Source organism: Alteromonas sp. HB246098 (assembly GCF_054890645.1).
In genome coordinates this window covers 357,140-383,206 of the sequence record NZ_JBTZUG010000003.1, presented here as the reverse complement: position 1 = coordinate 383,206, position 26,067 = coordinate 357,140, and the positions used below count along the sequence as shown (strand labels likewise).

Annotated in this window: 23 protein-coding genes; 16 read left to right on the top strand and 7 right to left on the bottom strand. The window is 43.9% G+C overall.

Annotated features, from left to right (window positions below; genetic code table 11):
• Positions 1–2 precede the first annotated feature (2 nt).
• The 5 genes from ACYTPF_RS09645 to ACYTPF_RS09625 all read left to right on the top strand — a co-directional run bounded on the left by ACYTPF_RS09645 (position 3) and on the right by ACYTPF_RS09625 (position 3,986).
• The gene (locus tag ACYTPF_RS09645; RefSeq protein ID WP_179983919.1) at positions 3–299 is read left to right on the top strand and encodes a YcgL domain-containing protein; all 297 of its coding nucleotides are present in this window, start codon (positions 3–5) and stop codon (positions 297–299) included.
• Positions 300–305: 6 nt separating this feature from the next.
• Positions 306–1,388 carry a lytic murein transglycosylase gene (locus ACYTPF_RS09640; protein ID WP_461852063.1) on the top strand — a complete coding sequence of 361 codons (1,083 nt, stop codon included), beginning with the start codon at positions 306–308 and terminating at the stop codon, positions 1,386–1,388.
• The gene (locus ACYTPF_RS09635; protein WP_461852062.1) at positions 1,388–2,056 is read left to right on the top strand and encodes a fumarylacetoacetate hydrolase family protein; all 669 of its coding nucleotides are present in this window, start codon (positions 1,388–1,390) and stop codon (positions 2,054–2,056) included. Before ACYTPF_RS09640 ends, ACYTPF_RS09635 begins: the two co-directional genes overlap by 1 nt.
• Positions 2,053–2,547, top strand: coding sequence for a YcgN family cysteine cluster protein (locus ACYTPF_RS09630; RefSeq protein WP_461852061.1), 495 nt, complete (start codon positions 2,053–2,055; stop codon positions 2,545–2,547). The genes ACYTPF_RS09635 and ACYTPF_RS09630 overlap by 4 nt, the downstream gene beginning before the upstream one ends.
• A gap of 155 nt (positions 2,548–2,702) precedes the next feature.
• The gene (locus tag ACYTPF_RS09625) at positions 2,703–3,986 is read left to right on the top strand and encodes an alginate export family protein (RefSeq protein ID WP_461852060.1); all 1,284 of its coding nucleotides are present in this window, start codon (positions 2,703–2,705) and stop codon (positions 3,984–3,986) included.
• A gap of 42 nt (positions 3,987–4,028) precedes the next feature.
• Here the strand turns inward: ACYTPF_RS09625 and ACYTPF_RS09620 are convergent, their stop codons facing one another.
• From ACYTPF_RS09620 to nhaB, 3 genes are read right to left on the bottom strand one after another with little or no spacing between them, the layout of a single operon-like run.
• Positions 4,029–4,583 (bottom strand): GNAT family N-acetyltransferase, encoded by a 555-nt coding sequence (locus tag ACYTPF_RS09620; protein ID WP_136782973.1) that lies wholly within the window; start codon positions 4,581–4,583, stop codon positions 4,029–4,031.
• Complete coding sequence (gene dsbB, locus ACYTPF_RS09615; protein WP_461852059.1) at positions 4,580–5,107, bottom strand: disulfide bond formation protein DsbB; 528 nt, start codon at positions 5,105–5,107, stop codon at positions 4,580–4,582. Before dsbB ends, ACYTPF_RS09620 begins: the two co-directional genes overlap by 4 nt.
• Before the next feature lie 3 nt (positions 5,108–5,110).
• On the bottom strand, positions 5,111–6,685 hold the full coding sequence (nhaB, locus tag ACYTPF_RS09610; protein ID WP_461852058.1) for a sodium/proton antiporter NhaB: 1,575 nt from the start codon (positions 6,683–6,685) through the stop codon (positions 5,111–5,113).
• 429 nt (positions 6,686–7,114) lie between these two features.
• Here nhaB and fadR point away from each other — a divergent pair, with 429 nt between their 5' ends.
• The 5 genes from fadR (at position 7,115) to ACYTPF_RS09585 (ending at position 12,415) form a co-directional block, all read left to right on the top strand.
• Positions 7,115–7,825, top strand: a complete 711-nt coding sequence (gene fadR / locus ACYTPF_RS09605) for a fatty acid metabolism transcriptional regulator FadR (protein ID WP_461852057.1) — start codon at positions 7,115–7,117, stop codon at positions 7,823–7,825.
• Positions 7,826–8,177: 352 nt separating this feature from the next.
• On the top strand, positions 8,178–10,355 hold the full coding sequence (locus ACYTPF_RS09600) for a S9 family peptidase (RefSeq protein ID WP_461852056.1): 2,178 nt from the start codon (positions 8,178–8,180) through the stop codon (positions 10,353–10,355).
• Between the two features lie 170 nt (positions 10,356–10,525).
• A complete protein-coding gene (locus ACYTPF_RS09595) occupies positions 10,526–10,885 on the top strand; it encodes a phasin-related domain-containing protein (RefSeq protein ID WP_025255732.1) in 360 nt (119 codons plus the stop codon).
• Positions 10,886–11,095: 210 nt separating this feature from the next.
• Entirely contained in the window at positions 11,096–11,860 is a 765-nt protein-coding gene (locus ACYTPF_RS09590) for a hypothetical protein (protein WP_461852055.1), read from the top strand.
• A gap of 279 nt (positions 11,861–12,139) precedes the next feature.
• On the top strand, positions 12,140–12,415 hold the full coding sequence (locus ACYTPF_RS09585) for a hypothetical protein (RefSeq protein WP_461852054.1): 276 nt from the start codon (positions 12,140–12,142) through the stop codon (positions 12,413–12,415).
• Positions 12,416–12,491: 76 nt separating this feature from the next.
• Here ACYTPF_RS09585 and ACYTPF_RS09580 read toward each other — a convergent pair whose 3' ends face one another.
• Together ACYTPF_RS09580 and ACYTPF_RS09575 are read right to left on the bottom strand one after the other, a co-directional pair.
• Positions 12,492–13,925, bottom strand: a complete 1,434-nt coding sequence (locus ACYTPF_RS09580; RefSeq protein ID WP_461852053.1) for a hypothetical protein — start codon at positions 13,923–13,925, stop codon at positions 12,492–12,494.
• Between the two features lie 78 nt (positions 13,926–14,003).
• Complete coding sequence (locus ACYTPF_RS09575; protein ID WP_461852052.1) at positions 14,004–15,464, bottom strand: DUF3336 domain-containing protein; 1,461 nt, start codon at positions 15,462–15,464, stop codon at positions 14,004–14,006.
• Positions 15,465–15,878: 414 nt separating this feature from the next.
• Here ACYTPF_RS09575 and ACYTPF_RS09570 point away from each other — a divergent pair, with 414 nt between their 5' ends.
• Genes ACYTPF_RS09570 through ACYTPF_RS09560 form a run of 3 tightly spaced genes read left to right on the top strand, consistent with a single transcriptional unit; the run spans position 15,879 to position 19,258 of the window.
• A complete protein-coding gene (locus ACYTPF_RS09570) occupies positions 15,879–17,087 on the top strand; it encodes a DUF445 domain-containing protein (RefSeq protein ID WP_461852051.1) in 1,209 nt (402 codons plus the stop codon).
• Between the two features lie 55 nt (positions 17,088–17,142).
• A complete protein-coding gene (locus tag ACYTPF_RS09565) occupies positions 17,143–17,808 on the top strand; it encodes a TetR/AcrR family transcriptional regulator (protein ID WP_461852050.1) in 666 nt (221 codons plus the stop codon).
• 10 nt (positions 17,809–17,818) lie between these two features.
• A complete protein-coding gene (locus ACYTPF_RS09560) occupies positions 17,819–19,258 on the top strand; it encodes a wax ester/triacylglycerol synthase domain-containing protein (RefSeq protein WP_461852049.1) in 1,440 nt (479 codons plus the stop codon).
• 24 nt (positions 19,259–19,282) lie between these two features.
• Here the strand turns inward: ACYTPF_RS09560 and ACYTPF_RS09555 are convergent, their stop codons facing one another.
• On the bottom strand, positions 19,283–20,008 hold the full coding sequence (locus ACYTPF_RS09555; RefSeq protein WP_461852048.1) for a DUF1439 domain-containing protein: 726 nt from the start codon (positions 20,006–20,008) through the stop codon (positions 19,283–19,285).
• Positions 20,009–20,222: 214 nt separating this feature from the next.
• Here ACYTPF_RS09555 and ACYTPF_RS09550 point away from each other — a divergent pair, with 214 nt between their 5' ends.
• Positions 20,223–21,875: a GMC family oxidoreductase gene (locus ACYTPF_RS09550; RefSeq protein WP_461852047.1), complete on the top strand. Its 1,653-nt coding sequence runs from the start codon at positions 20,223–20,225 to the stop codon at positions 21,873–21,875.
• A 212-nt stretch (positions 21,876–22,087) separates the two neighbouring features.
• On the opposite strand, the gene ACYTPF_RS09545 is transcribed toward ACYTPF_RS09550, so the two are convergent.
• The gene (locus ACYTPF_RS09545) at positions 22,088–22,693 is read right to left on the bottom strand and encodes a TetR/AcrR family transcriptional regulator (protein WP_461852046.1); all 606 of its coding nucleotides are present in this window, start codon (positions 22,691–22,693) and stop codon (positions 22,088–22,090) included.
• Between the two features lie 138 nt (positions 22,694–22,831).
• Here ACYTPF_RS09545 and ACYTPF_RS09540 point away from each other — a divergent pair, with 138 nt between their 5' ends.
• Both ACYTPF_RS09540 and ACYTPF_RS09535 read left to right on the top strand, forming a co-directional pair.
• Positions 22,832–23,671, top strand: a complete 840-nt coding sequence (locus tag ACYTPF_RS09540; protein ID WP_461852045.1) for a crotonase/enoyl-CoA hydratase family protein — start codon at positions 22,832–22,834, stop codon at positions 23,669–23,671.
• A gap of 228 nt (positions 23,672–23,899) precedes the next feature.
• Positions 23,900–25,942, top strand: a complete 2,043-nt coding sequence (locus ACYTPF_RS09535) for an oxidoreductase (RefSeq protein ID WP_461852044.1) — start codon at positions 23,900–23,902, stop codon at positions 25,940–25,942.
• Positions 25,943–26,067: the final 125 nt, after the last annotated feature.

The following is a 26,067-nucleotide window of genomic DNA, read 5'->3' as shown; positions in this document are numbered from 1 at the left end:
TTATGTTATGCGCAGTTTATAAAACGCGAAAAAAAGAAGGCATGTATTTATATGTGCCAAAAAAAGATCATTTCGAAGATGTGCCCGAAGCGCTAATGGAAACCTTTGGTCGCCCGGAATTAGTGACTATTATCGCTTTAGAAAAACGGGAAAAACTGGGTATGGTCGATAAGCAAAAGCTTATCGATGAACTTACTGAAAAAGGTTTTTATCTACAAATGCCACCCAAAGAAGACAACCTACTTGAGCAGCATCGCGAATCCCTCGGCTTGTCTAAAAACCCGGATAAAAAGTTTTAAATATTCATGTTAGTAAAGATAATAAACCGCTTAGTCGCTCGACTGACGGTTCACACTAAGCGTAGTTGCTACAGTTTGCTGCCTAAGCCGCTAAACGTTGCCGTGCTTATATCTAGTATCACCTTAAGCCTTTCGGCTTCGGCTTACGCTGAAAATAAGCCGAGTAGTGACAATGGGCTGAGTGAGGAAGGCTTTAACCGTTATGTTGCTCAGCTTAAAAACGAAGCGGCTGCAAAAGGTATTGATAAAGCTAAGCTAGAGCAGGCGTTCGCTGATATCGCCTTTAGACCTACCGTCGTTAAATCTGATAAAAGTCAGCCAGAGAAAAAGATCACGTTAGATGACTATCTGGCAACGCGAGTACCTGATTGGAAAGTAAAGCAAGCGGTTGAGCAGTACAACGAACATAAACTGCTGCTGGAAGAAATTGCTCAAAAATACGGGGTTCAGGCACGATTTATTGTTGCGCTTTGGGGTAACGAGTCTAACTTTGGTAAAATACAGGGCAATTTCAGTGTGTTGTCTGCACTGGCATCTTTGGCATACGAAGGGCGTCGGGAAAAGCTGTTTAAGGACAATTTTTTTGCGGCACTTCAGATACTAGATGAAGGGCATATCTCTGTAGAGGCGCTTAAAGGCTCTTGGGCCGGTGCCATGGGACAAACACAGTTTATGCCCATATCCTTTTTAAATTACGCAGTGGACTACGACGGCGACGGCAGAAAGGATATTTGGGAAACTAAGGCTGATGTGTTCGCGTCAATCGCTAACTACTTGTCATCTGAAGGGTGGGATAGTGAAGGGACATGGGGACGCCAAGTAACATTGACCAAGCCAGTGCCTTTTTCAGGCCTTGCAAAATCTAATATGAAGCCGCTATCTTTTTGGAGCTCAAATGGCGTTAGGCGCTATAACGGTAGCGGGCTTCCCAATGCAAATGTTGATGCGTCACTCATTATGCCAGACGGTGAGAAAGGCCGAATCTACTTGGTGTATAACAATTTCCATACGCTAATGAAGTGGAACCGCTCATCATATTTTGGTGTGTCGGTTGGGTATTTATCAGAACGAATAAAGCGAGGTTACTAATGACATATCGTCACATTGATACCCAAGGTAATGAGATACCATTACCGGTTAGTAAAGTGCTATGCATTGGTCGAAATTACCTCGACCACATTCAAGAAATGAACTCTACGGTGTCTGAAGCACCGCTGCTGTTTATGAAACCGAAAGCTGCTTTGTGCCATATGCATGAGCCCATTGCTATTCCCACTGACAAAGGCGAGTGCCACAACGAGCTTGAAGTGTCAGTACTGCTTAAGTCACCACTTAAAAATGCTAGTAATGATGAGGTCAAAGACGCTATTTGGGGAATTGGCCTGGGGCTTGATTTAACCCTTCGGGAAATCCAAGCAGCGCTTAAAAAGCAAGGGCAACCTTGGGAACGGGCGAAGTCTTTTGATAACAGTGCGCCACTTTCTGGCTTTGTGCCGTACAGCGAAGTTGGGAATCTTGATGATTTGCGCTTTACCTTAACCATAAACGGAGAGGTCAGGCAGCAGGGGAATACCGAGCTCATGCTACACAAGATCATTCCCCTGATCGCCCATATGTCGTCTATATTTACCCTAGATAGCGGTGATGTAATCCTTACCGGTACGCCCAAAGGGGTGGGTAAGCTTAGCCCGGCAGATAAAGTTAAGGCATCGTTAGACGGCCTAATAACGGTAAGTTCAAAGGTAGTAGCTGAATGACAGTAGCATTTTGGGAAGCTAAGTCATTAGAAGAAATGACCCAAAAAGAATGGGAATCTCTTTGTGACGGTTGCGGGAAGTGTTGTCTGCAAAAATTTATCGATGATGATGCGGTAGAAGAATATGAAGTGACCGATCATATCAACGAAAATGAGAAGATTCACTACACCAATATTGTGTGTTCATATTTGAATACGAAAAAGTGTGAATGTACTCAGTATGAAAGACGCACCGAGTTGGTTCCTGATTGCGTGAAGCTGACAAAAGAAAACCTCAAAGATATTTTCTTTATGCCAAACAGTTGCACTTATCGACGCCTTTATGAAGGAAGGGGGATACCCTCGTGGCACCCTTTGCTAAACAAAGGTAAGAAGCACGTAATGCACGCGAAGGGAATGTCAGTACGTAATAAAACGGTGTTTGAAAGCGATGTAGATCTTAACCACTTTGAAGACTATATCGCCATTTGGCCTCTGGAAGATATAGATTAACCTTTCATTTTTTCCGCACTATCTTGCTCTTAAATGACTGCTCAAGCAGTCATTTTTTTAACTGTATTAGACTTAAAGCCATGAGAATTGGCAACGAACCTAGTTTATACTCCCACTTTTACACGTAGTTAGTTGCGAACTAATAAGGTTTATCGATGAAGGCGTTTGTCCTAAACAGCGTTTGGTTGTCGTTTGTTATAACAAATACACTATCTAATGTTAGTGCACAGGAATTTAGTTTTGAGCACAGCGGTTCGGTTAGGTTACGTTACGAAACCTTGAACAACCCCATTTTCCCTACTACTGAAGAAGCACGTCCAAAAACGAATGAACGCTTTTCAACGCGAATTAGATTAAAAGGTGCAGTTGAATATGGTCGTTGGCAAGCAGTTGGAGAGTTGGAAGATGCAAGAGCCTTCATGGACGACAACGATCCCACATTAACGTCTTCACAAGTCAATGCCGTAGAGCCTATCCAGTTCTACCTTTCTTACAAAAGCGCACTGCCTTACATCGACAGTCTATCTATTGGTCGCGTAACGCTAGACCATGGAAGTCGACGATTAATGGGGCGCACACGGTACCGAAATGCTACCAACACGTTTGAGGGGATGCTTGTTGATACAAATTGGCTTGAATGGAGCGTCCGAGCCTTCTATTTGCTCCCTGTAACCCGTTTTCCAAATGATACAGGGGCAATTGATGACAACGAACGTGAGTTTGATAAAAGCTTCAGTAATCGAAAGATTTTCGGTATTTACGCAGAGTCTAAAGACAATGCTTGGAAGGTTCATAGCTATTGGCTAAAAGAGTCTGACTCTGCAGAACTTAGTACGAAAAATCGAGATCTCTATACACTCTCAATAGATCATACCGCGATGTTGCTCAACGACTGGCAGTTTAACATAGAAGCGATTGGGCAAGTTGGTGAGGCTAGACAATCCGCGCTGGCTTCTGATGTGATAAACAGAGATGTCAGAGCATGGATGGTTCATAGTCACATAGGTAAACAAATAAACGATAGTACGTTTTTAAGGGCGGAAGTTGACGCTGCAAGCGGTGATGACGACACAAGCGATGATACCATACGCGCGTTCGACTCCTTGTATGGATTGCGGCGTTTTGACTTTGGACCTACAGATGTATATCAAACTTTCCCTAGAAGTAACATTTTTGCACCAGGCCTTCGAAGCGTAACGAAACTTGACGAGTTACACGACATAATGATCGGCTATAAAGGGTTATGGCTGCAAAAAGTTGCTGAAGGCGCAAATGACTTCTTGGGGCATCAGGTTGAGCTTCGCTGGCGCTATAACGCGCACGAGGCATTACAGCTAGAGTTTGGAGGCGCTTATTTAGCTAAAGGCGACGCGCTAGATAGTGGTGCATATCCTGATGATTCTATATACGGTTATACGGCGTTGACTTACACGTTTTAAAAAAGCAAGTTGCCGCTTAAAAGCGGCAATATTTTAGGCAGCTTAGCTGTCATTGATAACGGCATAAAGAAGCGCATCTCTTCCAAATACACGCTTTCTACACAGCCCTTCTTTTATCCCACCAATACGTTCAGCAACACGGATACTTGCCTTATTATTTGGCTCAATAAAGCATTCTAAACGATGCAAATTCATCTGAGAGAACGCAAGCTTTTTCAACGCTTCACAAATTGCTGTTGCTAAGCCTTTACCGCATGCATCTGGTCTTAACCAATAGCCAAGATTTGCCGTCAAATGCGTATGGTGGATATGATTGATAATCCCCATACCCAAACATTTTTCGTCATGTATTAACAAATAGGTTAGGCCGTAGCCTGTTTCGCGTGCCTTCTCCATACCAGTTATACACTGTTTAGATAAAGCTGGAGTAACTGGGCACACGGCAGAGCCAAACCAAGGTTTGACATGATGAATCGACTGTTGGCCTGCATCACACAGCGCATAGCAGTGTTTCTCTGCGATGCGCTGAATGCTAATTGGGCCTTGCTCAGTATGTATAGGAGGAAGGCGAGAGGGCAGAATGGATAAGTCGATCAAAAGGGTTTCTTATCCAGCAAACGGCATGCAAATACAATGGCAAATACAGCAAAATAAGCAGCAAATATAATTTGCATCCACTCAGCCATTCCCATAGACAAAAACTGCCACGAGTCTTCTAAACAGTCACCTTCAGCAGCAAACACCGCGGGCAGCCACTCATGAAGCTGTAACCATGAAGGAAAGTTAGGCACTATTTCACAGCTAGCAAAAAATGGATTCGCAGCGTTAAGAATACCCACGTGCTCTTTGGCAATCAAAAAGCCCCAGCCTGCAGATACCGCCCAACCAGCAAAGCCAAGCATACGGGTGAACCCGTTGTTTTTTATAATTACCACAAGTGCCGACAACACAATCCCGTACATAGCCGTACGCTGATAAATGCACATAATGCATGGTTTCATGCCCATGCCGTATTGGAAGTACAGGGCTGCAATTTCCAATGCTAGTGATGTAGCGAAAAGCACAAGCCAAGAAGACTTGTGCTCTGCCCACTGGCTTATGCCGTGAATAAGACCTCGCATGGATTAGTGCCCCACCGCTTGCACGCCTGCTTCGGTAACCGAGTGGTGCTCAATAAGGTGCATGTCGTATAGCCACTGAGTTGCATCGGCAAGTCCAATATAGGTTGCGACCAAACCTACAATAGTAAGTACAATTGTGTATGGCAGCGCCATCATCACCATGCGGCCATATGACAGGCGAAGTAGCGGTGCGATAGCTGAGGTAAGCAAGAATAAGAAAGCTGCTTGACCGTTTGGCGTTGCAACACTTGGTAAGTTTGTACCTGTGTTAATTGCTACTGCAAGCATGTCGTACTGGTCGCGAGTGATCTGGCCAGCTTGCAGAGCAGCCGTTACCTCAGTGATGTACACAGAGCCCACGAATACGTTATCACTCACCATTGACAGCACACCGTTGGCAAGATAAAACATGACCATTTGAGTTTCGCCTTCAAACGACAACACCCAATGTATAACTGGCTGGAATAGGCCCTGGTCGATAATAACGGCTACTACACCAAAGAAAACGCAAAGTAGTGCAGCAAAAGGTAGTGCTTCCTCGAATGCTTTACCTAGTGCATGCTCTTCGATAACACCGCTCATTGAAGTGGCAAGCACTATAACGGATAAGCCGATTAAACCCACGGATGCCATGTGTGTAGCCAGGCCTACTATTAGCCAAACACCAATTAGCGCTTGAACTACAAGTTTTGCTGTTTCACGCTTACTGCGGCCTTTATCCATGTGCTCGTTGTAATCGACCAAAATCTGTCTAACTGCTGTGGGTAGTTTGGCACCGTACGAGAACATACCGGTTTTTTCTAACACTACCGTGGTTAACAAACCGAATACAAAAACGGGTAAGGTTACTGGCGCCATGCGGATAAAGAACTCTACAAAATCCCAACCTGCTTTGTCAGCAATAATTAGGTTTTGGGGTTCACCTACCATAGTCATAACGCCACCTAACGCTGTACCTACCGCTGAGTGCATCATGAGGTTGCGTAGAAATGCTCTGAAGTCTTCTAAATCGTGGCTTCCTAATTCGTCATCACTGGTATGGTCGTGGTCAGAATGAAACTCTTTGCCTGACGCCACTTTGTGATAAATAGAGTAAAAGCCTAAGCCAACACTGATGATTACCGCCACTACTGTGAGCGCATCTAGGAATGCAGATAAAAACGCAGAGGCAAAAATAAATGAAAGCGAAAGTATTAGCTTATTACGTACCTTGATAACCAGTTTGGTGAACAAGTACATAAGTAAATCTTTCATGAAGTAGATACCTGCTACCATAAATACAAGCAGTAGTAGTACCTCTAAGTTCACTTCAATCTCATGCATCATATGACCGGGTGTCGTCATACCTATAAACATAGCTTCGATAAGAAGGAGACCACCTGGTTGAAGCGGGTAGCATTTAAGCGCCATTGCTAGCGTAAAAATAAACTGAATGACAAGTGTCCAGCCAGCTACATATGGGTCCACCATAAAGATGAAGGGATTAACAATGAGAAAGGCAATAATGGTTTTTTTATACCAGTCGGGCGCGTGTCCCAGGAAATTCTTATAGATCGCCGCGATCATTGAGGTTTGCATGAGTTCCTGTTCCTTTTACAACAAAGCACGCATTTTGCGCATCTTTATACTGTGTAGTTCCGGTTATTGCATACATAAACTGCTGGCGTTATGCGATTTATTTCGCTTTACCACGGTTTTGCTGCTGTCATTATAGTCGGAAATTAAGCGTACATGATATTACCGCCTTGAGAAAGCAATTCACAGACCCCACCATATGAAAGTCACTGAATATTTATCACTTTTTTGATGATATTTATGATTGAGATAGAAAATGCTGGCTAATTTGAACGTAAAGTAAACAAATACCACTTTGTAGCCTCTGAAATAACACTTTAATTTTAACAAGTTGTTAAAACCTTTAGTGAACGAAGCATAATTCATTGTGATAATAAAACAGCATCTGGTACAATCAGTTGGAAAATAACAAGAACGTGCAGGCGATTAGTTATGATTTATAAGGCACAGAGTCCAGCCGGATTCGCCGAAGAATATATTGTTGAATCTATTTGGAGTGGAAGGTTTCCACCTGGCACCATTTTGCCTGCAGAAAGAGAGCTTTCTGAGTTAATTGGTGTAACGCGAACCACTTTACGAGAAGTATTGCAGCGTTTGGCACGTGATGGCTGGTTGACTATTCAACACGGCAAGCCGACCAAAGTAAATAACTTCTGGGAAACGTGCGGTCTGAACATTCTTGAAACCCTGGCTCGCTTAGACCAAGAGGGCATTCCTGAGCTTGTCGATAATCTGCTTGCTGCGCGCACTAACTTAAGTGCGGTTTTCATTCGAGGTGCTATCCGTAACAACCCTCAAGCGTCTGCAGATATTATCGCAAGATACAAAGATGTTGAGCAAGAAGGCTTGGCGTTTGCTCAATTCGATTATCAAATGACTCACGATCTAGCGCTTGCCTCAAACAATAACGTTTTCGTTCTGATGATGAACGGATTCCGCGGGCTCTACTCGAGAATAGGCGGGTACTTTTTCTCGCATCAGCAAGCAAGGGACGTAGCAAACAAGTATTACGCTGATTTGCTGGAAGTGGCTGAAAAAGGCGAATATGAAAGAGTACCAGTAGTGGTAAGAAACTACGGTATTGAGAGTGGTAAAGTATGGCTGTCTATTCGCGACGAAATGCCGAAAGATTTAGTCGATTAAGGTTAGTCACGTTTAGGTTCAGAAGAACGTAAACTTGATTCTAAATTCGATAACAGGTTTTTATATCAAGCACCGCATCGCCCTTAGGGATATGCGGTGTTTTTGTTTGTGCAATCTGCGTAATATTTTTCTATCTTTAAGGCGTGTATATTTTGTAACATTTAATCCCCGCCTTACCCGCATACATTTGCCATTAAAACTAGAACCTCACTTTCATTTAGATATACTCGCTATATAAAACAGCGAAGGGCTTTCTTGCGCACAAATTCAAAATTAAGACAGTTTTGAAGAAGCACTTTTTGACAGCGATAAAGCACAAAGCGTGGATAAACATGGGTACAAAGGAAAAATAATGAAATTCATATGGATAGCACTTGCTGCAGGCGGGCTGATGTCAGGCTGTAGCCTTGAGAACAAAACGGAAAACGTTCAACAAGAGTTAGACAAGGCGGCTCCATCAGTTATGTTAAATACAAATGTTAATGCACCATTAGCGAAAAAAGTGCCTTATGAAATGTCGGCGCATGGAGTGACTAGGAACGACAATTATTACTGGATGCGAGATGATTCACGCACAGATGAAGAGATATTGGCGCATCTAGAGCAGGAAAACAGCTATGTTGAAACAGTTCTTGCACCGCTCAAAGAAAACCGTGAAGCACTTTATGAAGAGCTGATTTCTCGTATAGAGAAAGACGATTCCACGGTACCTGTTTTCGATAATGGTTATTGGTACTTCACCCGTTATTCGGGAGAGAATGAGTATCCTGTATACCTGAGAAAACCTTCACTGGATGCAGAGCCACAAGTGTTGCTTGATGCAAATGTTATGTCTGAAGGACATGACTATTTTAGTATTGGAAGTTACTCGGTGAGCAGTAACAACACGCTTATGGCGTACTCTGAAGACACGCTCAGTCGTCGAATTTATACCGTTTACGTAAAAAATCTGGAAAGCGGCGAAAAGTTAAACGATGTATTAGAGGGCACGTCAGGTAGCGCAGTGTGGGCTAATGACAATGAACATTTATTTTATGTGAAAAAAGACCCGCAAACCCTTTTAGGCTATCAAGTGTATCGCCATAAGCTGGGTACTTCTCAAGAAGACGATGTCTTAGTGTACGAAGAGAGCGACCCTACGTTTTATACTTACATCAGTAAAAGCAAAGACGATAGCGTTATTTACATTCATCATTCTAACACTGACAAAACTGGCGTGACTTTGATAGATGCAGACAATCCTACGTCTCAATCAGAAGTATTCCTACCTATTAAAGACGGTCAGGAATATAGCGTAGCAAAAGCAAGTGACGGTTATTACGTTTTAACTAATATTGATGCAAAAAACTTCAAAGTAATGAAAGCGCCACTTGATGCAACAAGTGACGTGTCGAAATGGCAAGAAGTAGTCCCACATCGTCCTAACGTCTTCCTTCAAAGCATTGAAGTGATGAAAAATCATCTGGTTGTGAAAGAAAAAGAAAATGGCATGCTGCGCTTAGTCGTACACAACCTAACTTCAAAAGAAGAAAAGGTTATACCAACTCAAGATCCAATTTACGGTGCCTACTTCAATGCGAACCCTGAAATGGATACTAACAAGTTGAGAATTTATTACAGCTCGCTAACGACGCCAGGCTCTATCATTGATATCAACCTTGATACGCTTGAAAGTGAAGTGATGAAGCAAACCCGTGTGTCTGACACGTTTGACTCTTCCGCTTATGCATCTGAGAGAGTTATGATTGAAGCGCGTGATGGCACACAAGTTCCGGTTTCATTGGTTTATCGCAAGGATCAGTTTAAGAAAGATGGCACTAACCCACTGTATCAATATGCTTATGGCTCGTATGGCGCAACTATTGACCCGACATTTAGAAGCAGCTGGCTTTCTTTAATAGACAGAGGGTTTGTTGTTGCTATTGCACATATTCGCGGTGGGCAGATGCTAGGGCGTGAATGGTATGAGAGCGGTAAAATGCATCAAAAAATGAATACATTTACTGATTTTATTGATGTATCAAGAGGCTTAGTTGCTAAGCAGTACGCTGATAAAGATCGCATATTTGCAATGGGCGGCAGCGCAGGTGGATTACTAATGGGTGCCGTTGTCAATATGGCCCCTGAGCTTTATCAAGGGGTAAGTGCTCACGTGCCGTTTGTTGACGTGGTGACCACGATGAGCGATGAGACTATTCCATTGACCACAGGTGAGTACACTGAATGGGGTAACCCAGCGAATAAAGATGAGTTTGATTACATGCTGTCTTACTCGCCTTACGATCAAGTAGAAGCTAAAGATTATCCACACATGCTAGTAACTACAGGGTTACATGATTCGCAAGTTCAATACTTTGAGCCGATGAAGTGGGTTGCTAAACTTAGAGAGTATAAAACAGATGACAACTTGCTTCTGTTTAAAACCGACATGGAAGCGGGGCACGGCGGCGCGTCAGGACGTTTTAAGCGGTTTGAATCAACTGCTCTAGAATATGCCTTTGTTTTGCACCTTGCAGGTGTACCACTTTAATTCGATGCTAATATTTAGAATTTAGCTTTTGTCTTTAAGCCCGAATAAGTCACCACTTTTCGGGCTTTTTTATTTTTTAGTGTTTTTAGTATGCGGATTCTAATTGTTAAGCGTACAGTTTAACCATGGTGTTGAAACACACTCAAATTTAGCATTCATAGGAGCTGAACATGACTACTACTGACACAATTAAAGGCAAAATTAACGAAGCCGAAGAAATGGCGCGTAAAATTTGGTTAGCAGGCCTAGGCGCTTATGGTAAAAGCGTTGAAGAAGCGCAAGGGCGTTACGAGAAACTAAGCGAAGAGGCGAACAAAATGTTCGACGAGCTAGTAACTAAAGGTGAAACGCTAGAAGACGATGCTAAGAGCAAGTTTAAATCGACCACTAACGATGTGGAAAACCGTGTAGCTGATGTTCGCAAAAAACTTGGTCTTGATTCTGAGCCAGCAGATCAGCGTATTGAAGAGCTTTCGGCTAAAATCGATGCCTTGACTGAAGCTGTTGCTAAACTGGCGGCAAGCAAGTAAAGCGATAGTCTTTTTTGGGCTCCGCTTGCGGTGCTCAATATGCAGTTTTTGATTACTACTTAGTTTGAGTAGGGTATTAATAAAATTGCAACTGAGTGGCAGTGAAAGCCGCGTGTTCAAGCTTAGAGTGAGCTATTAGCAAAGCTTTGAAACTAAGCTGTGAAAAGGCCTTACACTGCCATGCTTACAAATCTCCATATTGGAGGCGTTATGAGCAACAAAAATATTCCCAATCCAGAAGTTGTGCCTGTTGCCGAAAGAAAAACGACAACACTAAATGGTAGCAACGCTTCACCTTTAAAATCGTCCCCCTTGTTCGGATGGCTCTTCGCTGGTTCTGACTTATTATCTGAAAAGCTAGACCAAGCTGCAGGTGTGGTCAGCCAGAGAATTGACGATACACACGAAACCATTAACGCTATGCAGGTTAAAGGCCTTGAAGTGGAAAGTGAACTTAGGCGTACACTTAATCCATTCGCTTTAGTCGACGCTGCACAAAAGCTGGTGGCATCAACGCCGTTATTTTCAGCATTATCAGGTGGTCAAAAACGTCAACAGAAAGAGCAGCAACTTGAAATGTTGAGTGCAAAAGTGGATTTGCTCGTCGAGCAAGTAGCCCTTTTAGCTGCAAAAGAAGCGGCTAAAAAAGCCGAAGCGACAAGTACTGCAAGTAAGGCTACTGCCACTAAAAGAACAGCAACTAAAAGTTCTGCAGCTAAGTCAACAACGACCTCGTCGACAACCACCGGTACCCGCAAAGCGAGTACAGCAAAAACAGCTACTACGACGGCCGCTTCATCGTCTAATTCGACTAAAAAGGCCGCTACTGGAACAGCTAACAAGCGCACTGAGGCGAAGTCAACGGCAGCTAAGAGTACAGCGCGTAAGACAACAGTTAGTACTAAAGCGACACCGGCCAAAAGCACGACTAAAACTACATCGAGTTCGTCTGAAAGCACTAAGAACAACGAGTAAAAGTCCTCGCCAAAAATTAGGGGCGCATAGTAAAGGTCCTTAGCGAGGTATCGTCGTTATAGTGTTCGCTGCCCGAACGATTATACGATGTTTTGGGCAGTTGGCGTGTACAACCCATGCAATCGAATATGATAAGTTTTTAGTAGTGGTTTTGGCGTAAAGTAATCAATTGAGAATTACGTTTCAGATTAGCGGTGAATGATTATTGTTCAATAAACACTTGCAGTTGTTGTTCATATAACCTACTGTTTAATTGAACAATAAATGAAGGAATATGGCATGAGAATACTATTGGTAGCGTCAGTAATTTTTTTAACGGCATGCGATTCAACAGAAATTGCTCAGCAACAGCCAGAAGCGAATAGCGGCGGTGTTGCGCTTTATGATGCGCAGGGCTTCTTCGTTAGGCAGTACCAAGATGCACAGGATTGTCATGCTGCTGCGATACGTCATAATATGAGAGCCGTTAACAGTAATACGGAAAATAATAACACCTACAGACGGGCGGGTATTATGAATGAACCTCGTCTCACTTCATCGTGTCGCGAAGTGTAATAGCAATTGGTCATAAACGAGTTTCATTGAAAACGCCCTTAGATGGGCGTTTTTTATGCTTCAAACTTATCGCTTGTTAACTATTTTTCGTCCACAAACTCTGATGCTTTTTAAAACCGAAGAAATCGTAGGGTTCCCAAAAGCTTGGTACTAAATCATCAATAGCATCTGGCGTGAAATTGCTCGACAGTTGGCTCATAATTTCGCCTAACCTTTCTTGGCCCACGCGCATTAGCTTTTTTCTGTTTGCTGGGAAATACAGGTTTCTACCTTTTGGAATGACTTCTTGCGCACCGCTGGTGATGTATTTTTGGTTCCTTGTCACGACTTTGCATAAAGGCTCTGCGGGGTTCGCGGGGTTCAGCCCAATCACTATGGCGCATTCATATTGGTCTTTCTCTTGGCCTTTTTCATTAACAGGTATATATGTAACACCAAAACCTTGTGGGAAGTAGCCCACCAGCTCAACAAAGTCCTGTGCTAATTGTTTATTTAGGCCACCTTTTTTCGCAAGTTGCTCAATTAACATATAGCCCTTGGGTAAGCTCATGCGGGAATAGTCTGACTTGGTAGAAAGCACGATGGAAACGTAAATTTGCGGGATTTTTACAATCTCGCCTAAACCGGTTTTTGACACAAAGGCGTCTTTAACCAAACTCAGCAAAAATTCGTTAGCATCTTTGTGAGTTTGATTGAAACGGTCTCTTTCTTCTTTGTTGTTACCTACGTAGTTAGGCTGTCCTAAACCATCGGATAAGTAACGTAACGTGAAGTGATAGTTTAGCTTCAGCAGGTCTTTTCGCTGCGATTCTTCTAATAAACGAAACTCATCTAGGTCGCCGTTTTCACCTTTTAATATGGTCTGCGCAGCAGGGCTTTGTAAACCAATATCTTGCAGAAGGGCGGCGGTGATAAGAGGGCGACCTAACTCAGTTTTCCATTTGTCTCGCCAATAGCGGTTTCCGCGAAAGCGAGAGGCGGCTTCGCGATACTTTGATAAATATTTGTGGGCAATTGTGTCGTGTTCTAAAAGTCTATCTACTAAGCGCAACGTTAAAACAGCCTTATAGAGCGGTTTGAAGCGCATATGCACACGAGCAAAATTGCCCTCAGGTCCTCGTGTCAGCAGCATTACGGTCCCAAGCAGCTTAGCGCTTAACTGTTGTGTTTCTTGCCAGTTATCGCCTTCACAGAGCTCGATTATTTTAGTGCTTACAGCGTCCAAGCGCTCTAATCTCGCTAAACGCTCCTCTTCAAGTTTTTCTGAGCTATTTCTTATTTGTTGAGCAAGCTGTTCAGCTAATACTTCTTTCTTTTTATTACCTTCTATTCGCTTAAGCTGTGCTTTTAATTCTTCAATATGCTGCTCAAGAGAAGGGGTGAGGGAAAAGTAATGACTGGCATCCTCAAAAACCGAACCGAAGCCCGAGTCTTTAGGATAAATCATGTTGATAAGTTGTTTTACCTGCTGCGTAAAAATGCTATCGGGGTTTTGGCTTTGTGCGCTCACCGTCTTCCTTTCAAATGATGCTGCGAATTGCGATTACGTTGCTATAAGCAATTCAGGACAGACCAAGCGACACAAAGGTTACCTAACCTCGTGTCCAAGCTCTACTGCCTCACGTTTTTTCAATTGGCCTAAATGATACCGTAAATTTTCACTGATTTTGGTATTTCTTTTAATAACATGTAGTTGCGGCCATGATGCTCGCTCACCACTTACAATTAACTGGTTAATACTTTCGCGGGTTGGGTTAGACAATACCTGGGATAAATTCCTTATTTGGCGCTTTGGTAAAATATTGATATTGCCTACATACTGCTGATCAATAATAGAACGTACTTTATGAATTGCTAGCTTGGCGCTCTTATTTCCAGTCAAACGTTCAATGATATCGATAGCGAAAATACTATTGGTTTTTGCAAGTTGTCCAATGTGACGTGCCGACATATCCCATAGCGAGTTGGGATCAATGCGATTTGATGAAATGAACGGCACCGCTAGTGGATTTGTTTGGCTTACGATACTGTGATTGACACCGTATAACCTAGCTAACCGTTCGTAGGGGAGGTCAGCCATTAACGAACCGTCGGCAAAACGTCGGTTAGGGATATAAGGAACTATCTCGCCAGACGGAGTTTTCGCTCTCAGCTGCACAGGGCTAAAGATAACGGGTACCGCACAAGATGCACGTACCGCTTGGGTAATAATAGCATTGGGCGAGGTTTTGGCATTTAACAGTCGTGAATGCTGATGCAGGTCGGCAGGAGATACCGTCACAGTTATGTGGCGGCCAGTTTTCTTAAAGGCTTCTTCAAAGGTTGTAAGGTCGAACAGTTCAATCAGTGCATTTTCAAGTACTGAGCTATCAAATAGTCCTTTTTTACCAAGACCGGCAAAGCTTCGCCAATGTTTGAAAGTCTCGTAGATAAAATCCGCGCTGAGAGCTTCTAGCAACTGATCGTGCGTTCGCGTACCTAACATCGCAGCAATGATCGACCCAGCACTAGAGCCAGACACGACGGTAGGTAGTAAATTCTTTTCATTTAGCGACTTGACCACACCAGCATGAAAAAAACCTAAACCAGCTCCTCCTGAAAGCATAAGGCAGCTTCGCCCGAAGGCGTGCGCAGTTTCGTCAAAAAATGACAGCTTTTCATAGAAGTCTACGTCTTGCTCGTCGGCATTATAGATCTGTTCTAATGCCAATATTACTTCATCAATAAACTGTTCAATAAGGTATTTAGTGCCAATTTTGCACTGGGTAAGCAGTATAGGGTTGGCAATATTGCCCAAGTTGCCGTGTAATCCTTCGTGCAGTATTGACATCAGTGCAGGTAAATCACCTTTACCTCTAGCAAGTTGTAAGCGCTGAACCCGCTTTCGAATAAGCTTGTAATCATAGTCATCGCTAGCATCTTCTGCTTTCCACTCGTCAGCGCCAGACAGCGCATCGTGCGCTAGGCACGCGGCTTCATATTCATCGTAACTGCTTGCATGTTCAATCTCATGCTCAAGCTTTTTCAACCGAAAATCGAATACTGCCATAACGATTACCTATTTTAATTGATGAGCGCTGCTGCCTTTTCTTATAAGACGAGCGAACAGGCGCGGTTAACACCAGTAAAAGGATAGATACGTATTTTAAACCCTGTTTACTAAGAGGCGCATTTATCGACATTTGTCAAAAAGCATGTGATAAGCCTGCGCACATCAACAACGGTTTCTACGCTATAGTGAGTGTATGGCGTAAATTTAGAATCCACTACCTAAACCCTTTTACTTAATTAACCGCGTTGCTCTTATTGCGCGGGAGTCAAAGCGTTATCTTTAAATTTTTAGACTCTCAGAGACTTGTTTTCAATCAACAATTAGCAGTAATTTTGTTTTTTACGTTGACCATTTCATGAGCACTCAGTAGCCTGAGAAAGAAAATAATAATGTGGACCTCTTTTTTGTAGTATGGAATGGAATTTTCAAACGCTAAGCCTGCTATCAATTCCTTTAATTAGCGCTATTGTTGGATGGCTGACTAACTTTTTGGCGGTAAAAATGATGTTTTACCCCATAGAGTTCGTTGGTATTAAACCTTTCCTTGGCTGGCAAGGGCTCATTCCTGCTAAGCGTCGTCAAATGGCAGAGATTGAGGTAGAGCTAGTTTTAGGTAAATTGCTAAGTGTTGAAGAATTAGCCCAGCGTTTAGATGCAGATGAGCTAACGAAGGCTATCGAGCGCCGCTTAGGTCAGGTTATTCGCAAAGTTGTTAATGACGTAATGGCCCAGTCAGCGCCTCAACTTTGGGCTGCTTTGCCTGTCCAAGGCAAAAATCTAGTTTACCAGCGTATCGAAAACGACATCCCCAATGTGGTCCACAAAATGGTGGACGACTTTCAGCATAACGTTTCAGAAATTTTAGATATTAAAGAGTTGGTGGTTGAACAACTGGTTAACACCCCAGAACTTGTCAATGAGATTTTCTTAACCGCCGGCAGCAAAGAATTTCCGTTTATAGTGCGTTCTGGCTTTTATTTCGGCTTCCTGTTCGGCTTACCGACCATGCTGCTTTGGTATTTCTATCAAGCATGGTGGATATTACCCCTAGGCGGCTTGCTTGTGGGTTATGCGACTAATTATATTGCCATCAAAATTATATTTGAGCCCAAACGCCCACGAAAAATCGGGCCTATTACTATTCAGGGTATGTTTTTAAAGCGGCAAAAAGAAGTATCAGAAGTTTACTCAAGCATTATTGAAAAAAAGCTGATAACGCCGAAAAACATTACCCACGTTATATTGCACGGTTCTGGTTCTGCGCAGCTTTTAGAGCTAATTGAGCTTCATGTTAATGATGCTATTGAACGTTACGTTGCTATCGCTCAGCCTTATTTCGCGTTAGGTGTGGGGTCAGAAAATTACCATCAAATGAAGGCTCTAGCCGTACGTCAAATATTTGATAATTCCGATAAATACTTACTTTATGCCTTTGATTATGCCAACAATGCTATGCAGATTGGACACGATTTGAGCGAGCGCATGCAGGCACTGAGTGTTGAAGAATTCGAAGGGGTGTTGCGCCCAGCTTATCAACAAGATGAGTGGAAACTCATCGTAACGGGCGCTATTTTAGGAATGTTAGCTGGTGTTGCCCAACTTTATTTGGTGTTTATGTAAGGTGTTCCATTAGCAAAAACTAACGCATAGGGTTGGCAAAGGGTCGAACTGAACTATGAAAACCGCGCAGAAAATACTACTCACCGCGCTAACATTATTTAATGAGCACGGCGAAAACACGGTAACCAGTGTGGATATCGCCGTCGAAATGGATATTAGTCCGGGAAACCTTTATTACCACTTTAAAGGTAAAGACAGCCTAGTTAGTGCGCTGATGAAAATGCATGAACAACAAATGCAGAAGGTGCTAAATCGAGAAAAGCTCGACACGCTTCACCCTGAAGAAATCATGTACTACCTGTATCTTCTTATCGATAGCATTCATGTATTTCGCTTCTTCTATCGCAGTCCAGCTGACTTGGCGGAAAAATACCCGAGTATTGTGCGGCCTAGGCAGCACATCCTATCTAGCTTAAATAAACAATTAGCGTTTCTTTTCGAGTCACTATCGAAGCGAGATATTCTTATTGCCTCAAATGGAGATAGGGCGCTATTAGTAGATTTGATATCTTTAATTATTACCCAGTCTTGTCAGTTTGATGAGCTAAACAGTCATATGGATAGCACAATGCAGCGTTATCATGCTCTATCACTCATGATGGTGAGTGTATTGCCAAGGCTGACGCTGCCTGATGAACAAAAGCACGAGCTAGAACAGATGCTGAACTCACATGACTTTGTGAGAAATGCCTCAACCCCGTCACCCTTAGACTTCGCGTAAAGGAATAGTAATGGCAAAAACGCTCAGTTTCTTAGATAAGTCATTTTGGATAACAGAGTCAGACGAGAACCCCAAACATGTTGCTTGCTTGCAGCTACTCGCAATTCCAAAAGGGGCAAAAAGTACTGAATATGTGCCTCAGTTATTCCAAGAAATAAGAAGCTTTGCTCGCGCTACTTCTCCGTTCAACTGTTCGGTAAAAACGGTGCTAGGTTACCCTGTTGGGTTTTCGCCGGTGAAAAAGCTAAACATGGACTATCATGTGCAAATTCATCGAGTGGCAGATATTACAAACCGAGAGGCGCTGGACGCCTTTGTTGCGAGGTTACATGCGTCGCGGTTAGACCCTGACAAACCTTTGTGGCAATACCATTTTATTTTTGACGATAATAGCGAAACATTTGCCATTTATGCTCGCGTTCACCATATGTATGGTGATGGTGCGACTTTAGTACGCTGGTTTCAGGCTGGGTACGTTTCCAACTCTCACGAAACAAAGTTTACACCTGTTTGGGCAGTGAAGCGGCTTCGTCACAAGCGTAGAGACTCGGTGAGTTTTTACAAGCGCTTAGTTGGGGTGGGCTATGCGTTAAAAACAGCGTTCGATTTACTCATCATCTTTATTCGCATATTTATGAAAGTACTGCGTGTAAATCCAAATTATATGCCTATTCCTTTTACGGGCACGAAAACAGTGCTGACTGGGCAGGTAAAAGCGGGTAGGGCCGTGGCAACTATGGACTTAGACTTCAAGCGAGTAAAGAAACTTGCAAGACGCACGCGCTCTACCGCGAACGAGGTATTGCTATGCGCCTTTGATATCGGTGTGCATAAGTTGCTACAAGATCATGGTCAGGTATTTAAAAAAGCCTTATTCACCAATATGCCGATTAATTTGCGCAAACCCGGTGAGAAAACCACAGGTAATAAAATAGCTATTGTACCGGTGGAGTTAGCACATGGCGAAAACGACCCCTACCTTAGGTTGCGCCAGATTGTGGTGAATCACCGTATTGTTAAAAATGCAGCGCAGCATGCGCGCCCTGCGGCATTTAGTGGGTATACCATTGCTATTCAATCTCTAGCACTGGTTTTCGAATGGTTAAAGCTATCTAGTCTAGTTAAACCCATTGCAAATATTCTAATTTCAAACGTACCTGGCCCCAAAGATACAAGGTATCTAAAAGATGCGGAGTTATTAGCCTGCTATCCCATTTCTACCATGACGCCTGGGGGCGGGGTAAATATTACGCTTATGACCTACGCGGGCACTGCGAATGTTGGGTTGGTGTGCTGCAATAAAAATATCGAATCGTTACAACCATTAGCGCGCTACGTTAAAGAGGCATTCGACATGCTAGAAGCGAGCGTGGACGACCCAAGGCTAAATATTGATGATATTGGTGAGCAGGTGGATACCGTGCCTGTTTCTATTGTGTCAGATCACTAGCATGCGTAATTTGCAGACTAAGTGCTATTCGATGAGATAGAAGCGCAGTACGTCGTCTTCTACACGTACGTTTTGACCTAGTTTCGAGAAGAGTACCTCGCGCCAGTGGTCACCACGCATAGCATGGCTTAAGTCTTCTTGGGTAATTTGTTGTTTGATCGCGTTATTAATGTGAGGAATGTGGTATTCCAAAACAGCTTGTTTCGAACCCGTTAAATAGACCTGTAAATAATCCGCTGCAATATCAGACGTTCCGGCGCTAAAAAGCGATAGGGCTGACTTTAACGAGCCGCCAAGGAGTGTATTTACACTTTTAGGAAAGAAGCGCGAAACTAAAAACTGCGTGTCTTTAATAAGCGCGTAATCATCGTTAACTAAACTGACACTATCAGTGGAAAGGCCGGTTAGATAAAGCGTGCTCATATTTTTGTCGTAATGAGGCGATGCTGACACAGTGAACACCACGTGAGCGCGATAAATAGTTGTAGAAGCTACCACAATATTAAGTGCCGCAAGGCACTGAAGACCAATACGGTTGCTTTCACTATCTAGCGTGATATTTCCCTCAAGCACGGTAACCGTGCCAGTTCCCATGGGGATATTGAAAGTGAATGAGTAAGGAAAGCTGCCTTTTACAAGCGTTTCTAGTTCTGACTTTGTGAAATCATCGTGCGTGAGTTTACCCCATTTCACAAGCCATTGTGCGAGGTAGACTTTGCATTTGTCTTTAAACGAAAGGTTATTGGTCAACGTTCATTCTTAGCCTAATTTTATTAGGCGATGGCTTGTAGTTAGCTATTATTGGATAGGGGTAATACCGTTACAGCACTTAAGTTATCAGGATTATTAGATTTTTTAAATCTTACAATTTAAGTCTTTTATTGATGAAGTATTGTTTGCTAATCTGGTCGTACCACAACGTTTTATTAACATTTAAAAGTCTTGCCCTCAAGGAGTCGGCGAAATGAGCGAAGTACTCAGCAAATACGATTACATCATTGTAGGCGGCGGTTCTGCCGGGGCGGTGCTAGCCACTCGATTATCGGAAAATCCTGCATTAGATATTTTGCTATTGGAAGCTGGCTCGAAAGATACCAACCCACTTATTCATATTCCTTTTGGTTTATCTTTGCTGAGTAGGTTTGAGGGTATAGGTTGGGGTTATCATACGGCGCCACAAAAAGAGATGTATGACAGAGAGCTGTTTTGGCCTCGCGGTAAAACTTTAGGCGGCAGCAGTTCAGTTAACGCCATGTGCTATATTCGCGGACAACAGGAAGACTACGACCGCTGGGCCAATGAAGAGGGGGCTGAGGGCTGGTCATTTGAAGATGTGTTGCCTTATTTCAAGCGCTCCGAAAACTTTGAAGAAGGTGCTGATGAATACCACGGCACCGGCGGCCCACTGAATGTTAGCAAGTTAAGGCATACCAGCGTATTGTCAGACGCATTTGTAAACTCTGCGTCATTTGCCGGCTATCAACAGCTTAACGACTTTAACAGAGACGATAGAGAAGGACTGGGCTACTATCATGTCACACAAGCCAACGGCCAGCGCTGCTCAACAGCAAAAGGCTACTTAACGCAGGCAAAGCATCGTAATAACTTAACTGTTTTAACAAAAGTGGCTGCCGAAAAAGTGCTCTTAAAAGAAGGGCGTGCAATTGGCGTTCAGGTACGTGAAAAAGGCGCAGTAAACCGCTATTTCGCTAAAAGCGAAGTCATTCTTTGTGGCGGTGCGATAAACTCTCCACAACTTCTAATGCTGTCAGGTATTGGACCAAGAGCAGAGTTAGAAGACAAAGGTATTTTTGTACAGCAAGACTTGCCTGGTGTGGGACAAAACTTACAAGACCACCTTGATGCCATTGTGCAATATACCTGTAAAGCCAGAGAGGGTTATGCCGTGGCATTCGGAGCGTTGCCTTCCTATGTGAAAGCCACTGCAGACTACGCGTTTAAACGCAAAGGTATTCTTTCTTCAAATATTGCTGAAGCCGGTGGTTTTGTTAGTTCAAGTTTAGCAACGCAAGGTCCTGACATTCAGTTTCATTTCTTACCTGCAATCTTAAATGACCATGGAAGACAGTTGGCCTTTGGGTACGGTTATGGCTTACATGTATGCTGTCTATACCCCAAAAGCCGAGGAACTATATCGCTTCAAAGCAACCATCCTGCTGATCAAGCGCTTATTGACCCGAACTACTTGTCTGCCAAAGAAGACCAGCAAGTTATGATTGAAGGTGTGCGTATTGCTCGTAAGCTACTATCGGCTCCTGACTTCGACAAGTTCCAAGGCAGTGAGCTATACCCTGGGGAAGAAGCACAAACAGATGAAGAAATATTAGAGTTTTTGCGTGAGCGCGCTGAAACAATCTATCACCCGATTGGTACCTGTAAAATGGGCAGCGATGACGATGAGATGGCAGTGGTTGATACTCAGTTACGGGTAAGGGGCATAGCAGGTCTTAGAGTGGTAGATGCTTCGGTGATGCCAAGTTTAATAGGTGGCAATACTAACGCACCCACCGTCATGATTGCCGAACGTGCTGCTGAGTTTATTAAAGCGACGCACGAAGGTCAGCCAGTATCTTTGGCTAAAGCAGAATCGGCGTAACTGAAAAAGTGCTACGAGCGAGCCTTCGTCTCGCTCTGGCATTTCATCCGTTTTAAGCATCCATTTGCTTGCAGCACTTTTATCATGCAGTGCTGATCGTCTCTTGAAGGTTATTTTTCCGCTCTAGGCTATTTTTCCGCTCTAGGCAGTTAAACGCCTTTCGCGGCGTACAAGCGCAACGCTATATTCAAGTAGTTGTGTTGATAAGACGTTTACACCTGCTTTTGCATAAATAAATCCGCTGCACAATCACACATCTCATCGATATGACTGCTGTCAGCGTATATGCCGTCAATAAGTAAACGCGCAATACCGTGTAACGTGCCCCATGTCACCTGTGCTAGTCTCAGTGCATCCTGATTGTTTGGAAGCAGCCCTTTGTCTTGCCAATAGCGGGTCATAGTTACCTGAAATTGAAAGCAAGGGAACGCAACGCTTTTTAAGTCGTTAGTTGCCGCTTGATTTTGCCAAATAGTGCGCCCAAACATCAGTTCATACATTTCAGGGTTGTCGGCGGCGTAGCCAATGTATTCGTGCACAAATTCGCGAAAACGTACCTGCGGTGTTTTATCTTCTTGCTCAAAAATGCGCTTTGCTGCGCTATGCCAGTCGCTAAAGCCTTTCGCCGCGATAGCACTCAACAAAGCACTTTTATCTTTAAAATGGTGATACGGTGCAGTACGTGAAACCCCCGCATCTTCTGCCAGCTTTCTAAGAGATAAACTATCAACGCCGTGTTCAGACAAACGCGCAGTTGCTGCCTCTATTAGCGCACTGCGAAGATCACCGTGATGGTAGCTTTGTACTGCATTAGCCATAAACCAAATGTTTCCAACTTCATGATTGAGACGAATAGATTACGTTTTATCTTGACAGTGTCAACATAGCCTTTTATCTTGACGCTGTCTAGTTTGCAAATTTGTTAACAGGAACAGCCCAAGGAGACAGCGCAAACCATGAAGTACTCTACATTAGAAGTAAAACAAGAGGGCCATATCGCCCACGTAGTACTTAACCGCCCTGAAGCAATGAACAGCATGATCCCAGAGTTCTGGACAGAGCTACCGGCAGCCATTCGAGAAATAGATGATGAAGCCAAAGCACGGGTAATCGTTATTTCATCTACAGGTAAGCATTTCTCTGCCGGTATGGATTTATCGGTGTTTCTGAATATGAAAGAAGACTTTAAGGGCGACCCATCGCGCAGATCTGAACGCATGCGCCGTATGGTGATGTTACTTCAAGATAGCTTTACCGCTATAGAGCAGGCACGTATGCCGGTTATCGGCGCAGTCCAAGGCGGGGCAATTGGAGGTGCGGTTGACCTACTTAGTGCATGCGACATGCGCTATTGCACCCAAGACGCTTTTTTCACCATAAAAGAAACCCAATTAGGCATGACCGCTGATGTCGGCACGCTGCAACGGCTACCCAAGCTTATTCCTATTGGCATTGTTAAAGAGTTGGCTTATACAGGTCGCAACTTTGGTGCCGCAGAAGCGCAGCAACTTGGCTTTGTAAATCAGGTATTTGACGACCAAGAATCAATGCTAGAAGCAGTGATGAAAATAGCGCAGCAGATTGCAATGAATTCGCCGCTAGCGGTTTCAGGCACCAAGACTATGATTAACTACGCGGCAGAACACACGGTAGCAGAGAGCTTGACTTATATGGCCACGTGGCAGGCGGGCATGTTCCAAATGGAAGATGTGTTTAAAGCCATGGAAGCACAAAAAACAAAAACGCTGCCTGATTATCCGCCATTGCACCCAGCGATTAAAAAAATGAATTCGTAAGTGAATGTATGAAAGCGCGTTTCCCTTGTAGCTAATTGCCCATTGATGATTAGCATACGTTTGGGCTGGCGCGCGACACGATCTCTATTACATAAACTAAGTAGCAAATTAAATTAAGTAAACATTTAGATAAAGAGCGCTTCTACTACAGAAACGCATCAAATAAGAATATTCAAACAGGCTTTTTAACGGCTTTTACCAAGCCAAAACAACTTTCAGGAATGTATCATGAATCAGACCGTTACCGATCATCCCGTTTACCCTCATTTATTTCGTCCTTTAGACTTAGGCTTCACTGCCCTTAAAAACCGCGTGCTCATGGGCTCTATGCATACAGGCTTAGAAGAATTACCCGATGGCCACAAACGTATGGCGGCATTCTACGGCGAACGTGCCAGAGGCGGTGTAGGGCTTATCGTTACCGGCGGTATTGGGCCAAATGAAGAGGGCGCTACTCATCCGTCAACGTTTCGTTTAGATACAGACGAAGCAGTTAAAAACCATAAAGAAGTCACTGACGCAGTGCACATAGCGGGTGGCAAAATCTGTATGCAAATACTGCATACGGGTCGCTACGCATACAGCCCTAAGCTTGTGGCACCTTCTGCGGTACAGGCGCCAATTAACCCGTTTAAGCCAAAAGCACTTGAAGCTGACGAGATAGAAAAGCAAATTGAAGATTTCATAACTGCCGCAACCCAAGCCCAGCGTGCGGGTTACGATGGCGTTGAAATCATGGGTTCTGAGGGCTATTTCCTTAATCAATTTATTGCAAAGCGCACTAACCACCGCGACGATGAGTGGGGCGGTGAATATGAAAATCGTATCCGCTTGCCTATCGAAGTAGTGCGCCGCGTGCGTGAGGCGGTAGGTAAAAACTTTATCATTATCTATCGTTTGTCCATGCTTGACCTTGTTGAAGGCGGCTCTACTTACGATGAAGTGGTAGAACTTGGTAAAGAAATTGAAAAAGCGGGTGCCACTATTATTAACACCGGTATTGGCTGGCACGAAGCGCGTATTCCAACCATTGCCACCAAAGTACCGCGAGCGGCATTTACGTGGGTTACCGCTAAATTCCGAGAGGCGCTTTCAATTCCAGTAATTACGTCAAACCGTATCAACACCCCTGAAGTTGCGGAAGAAGTGCTGTCTCGCGGCGATGCTGACATGGTATCAATGGCTCGTCCATTCTTGGCAGACCCAGACTTTGTGCGCAAAGCGCAGCAAAATAAAGCTGATGAAATCAATACCTGTATTGGCTGTAACCAAGCCTGCCTTGACCATGTATTTAACGGCAAAATGACCAGCTGTTTGGTGAACCCACGCGCCTGTCACGAGCTTGAAATAAACGTTAAACCTGCAGAAACCAAAAAGCGTATTGCGGTAGTAGGCGCAGGCCCAGCGGGATTAGCAGCGGCAGTGACCTCTGCCGAGCGCGGACACGATGTTGTGATTTACGATGCGTCTAGCGAAATTGGTGGGCAATTTAATATTGCCAAACAAATTCCGGGCAAAGAAGAGTTTTACGAAACGCTACGTTATTTTAAGCGTCAAATTGAGCTTCATAAAAACATTACCCTTAAGCTAAATACTTATGTTGATGCGGCTGCGCTAAACGATGAAGGGTTCGACGAAGTCATGATTGCAACTGGCATCAAGCCGCGTACGCCAGCGATCGAAGGCATTGAGCACGAAAAAGTGCTCACCTATATTGAAGTATTGAAAGAAAAGAAACCTGTTGGCAATAAAGTAGCCATTATTGGCGCTGGTGGAATTGGTTTCGATACCGCTGAGTATTTGTCTCATGGCAAAGAAACGCCAAGCCAAGACATTCCTGCATTTATGAAAGAGTGGGGCATTGATATGACCTTTTCGGCCCGTGCAGGCATTGAAGGCGTTAAGCCGCAGCCAGAGCCATCGCCAAGAGAAATTTTCCTACTACAGCGCAAGACAACCAAAGTCGGCGCGGGTTTAGGTAAAACAACAGGTTGGGCGCACAGAGTCGGCTTGCTGGCCAAAGGCGTGACCATGATCCCTGGGGTAAGCTACGATAAAATTGATGACGAAGGGTTACACATTACGGTAGAGGGTAACAGCCAAGTATTGCCGGTAGACAACATCATCATCTGCGCAGGCCAAGAGCCAATGCGAGATATCGTTGAAGGCTTAAACATGCCTTATCACTTAATTGGTGGTGCTGATGAAGCGTTAGAGCTAGACGCAAAACGCGCAATTGACCAAGGCACGCGTGTGTGCGCAGCGGTTTAATTGCCTAGCGCAAAGGTGCGGTTAGAAATATAAGCGCCTCATCAATAGGTGCTTCAGGTTCATTATAAACCCCTCTTTTTCGGAGGGGTTTATTTTATCTAGCAACCGAAGGCTGTGATTTTTCA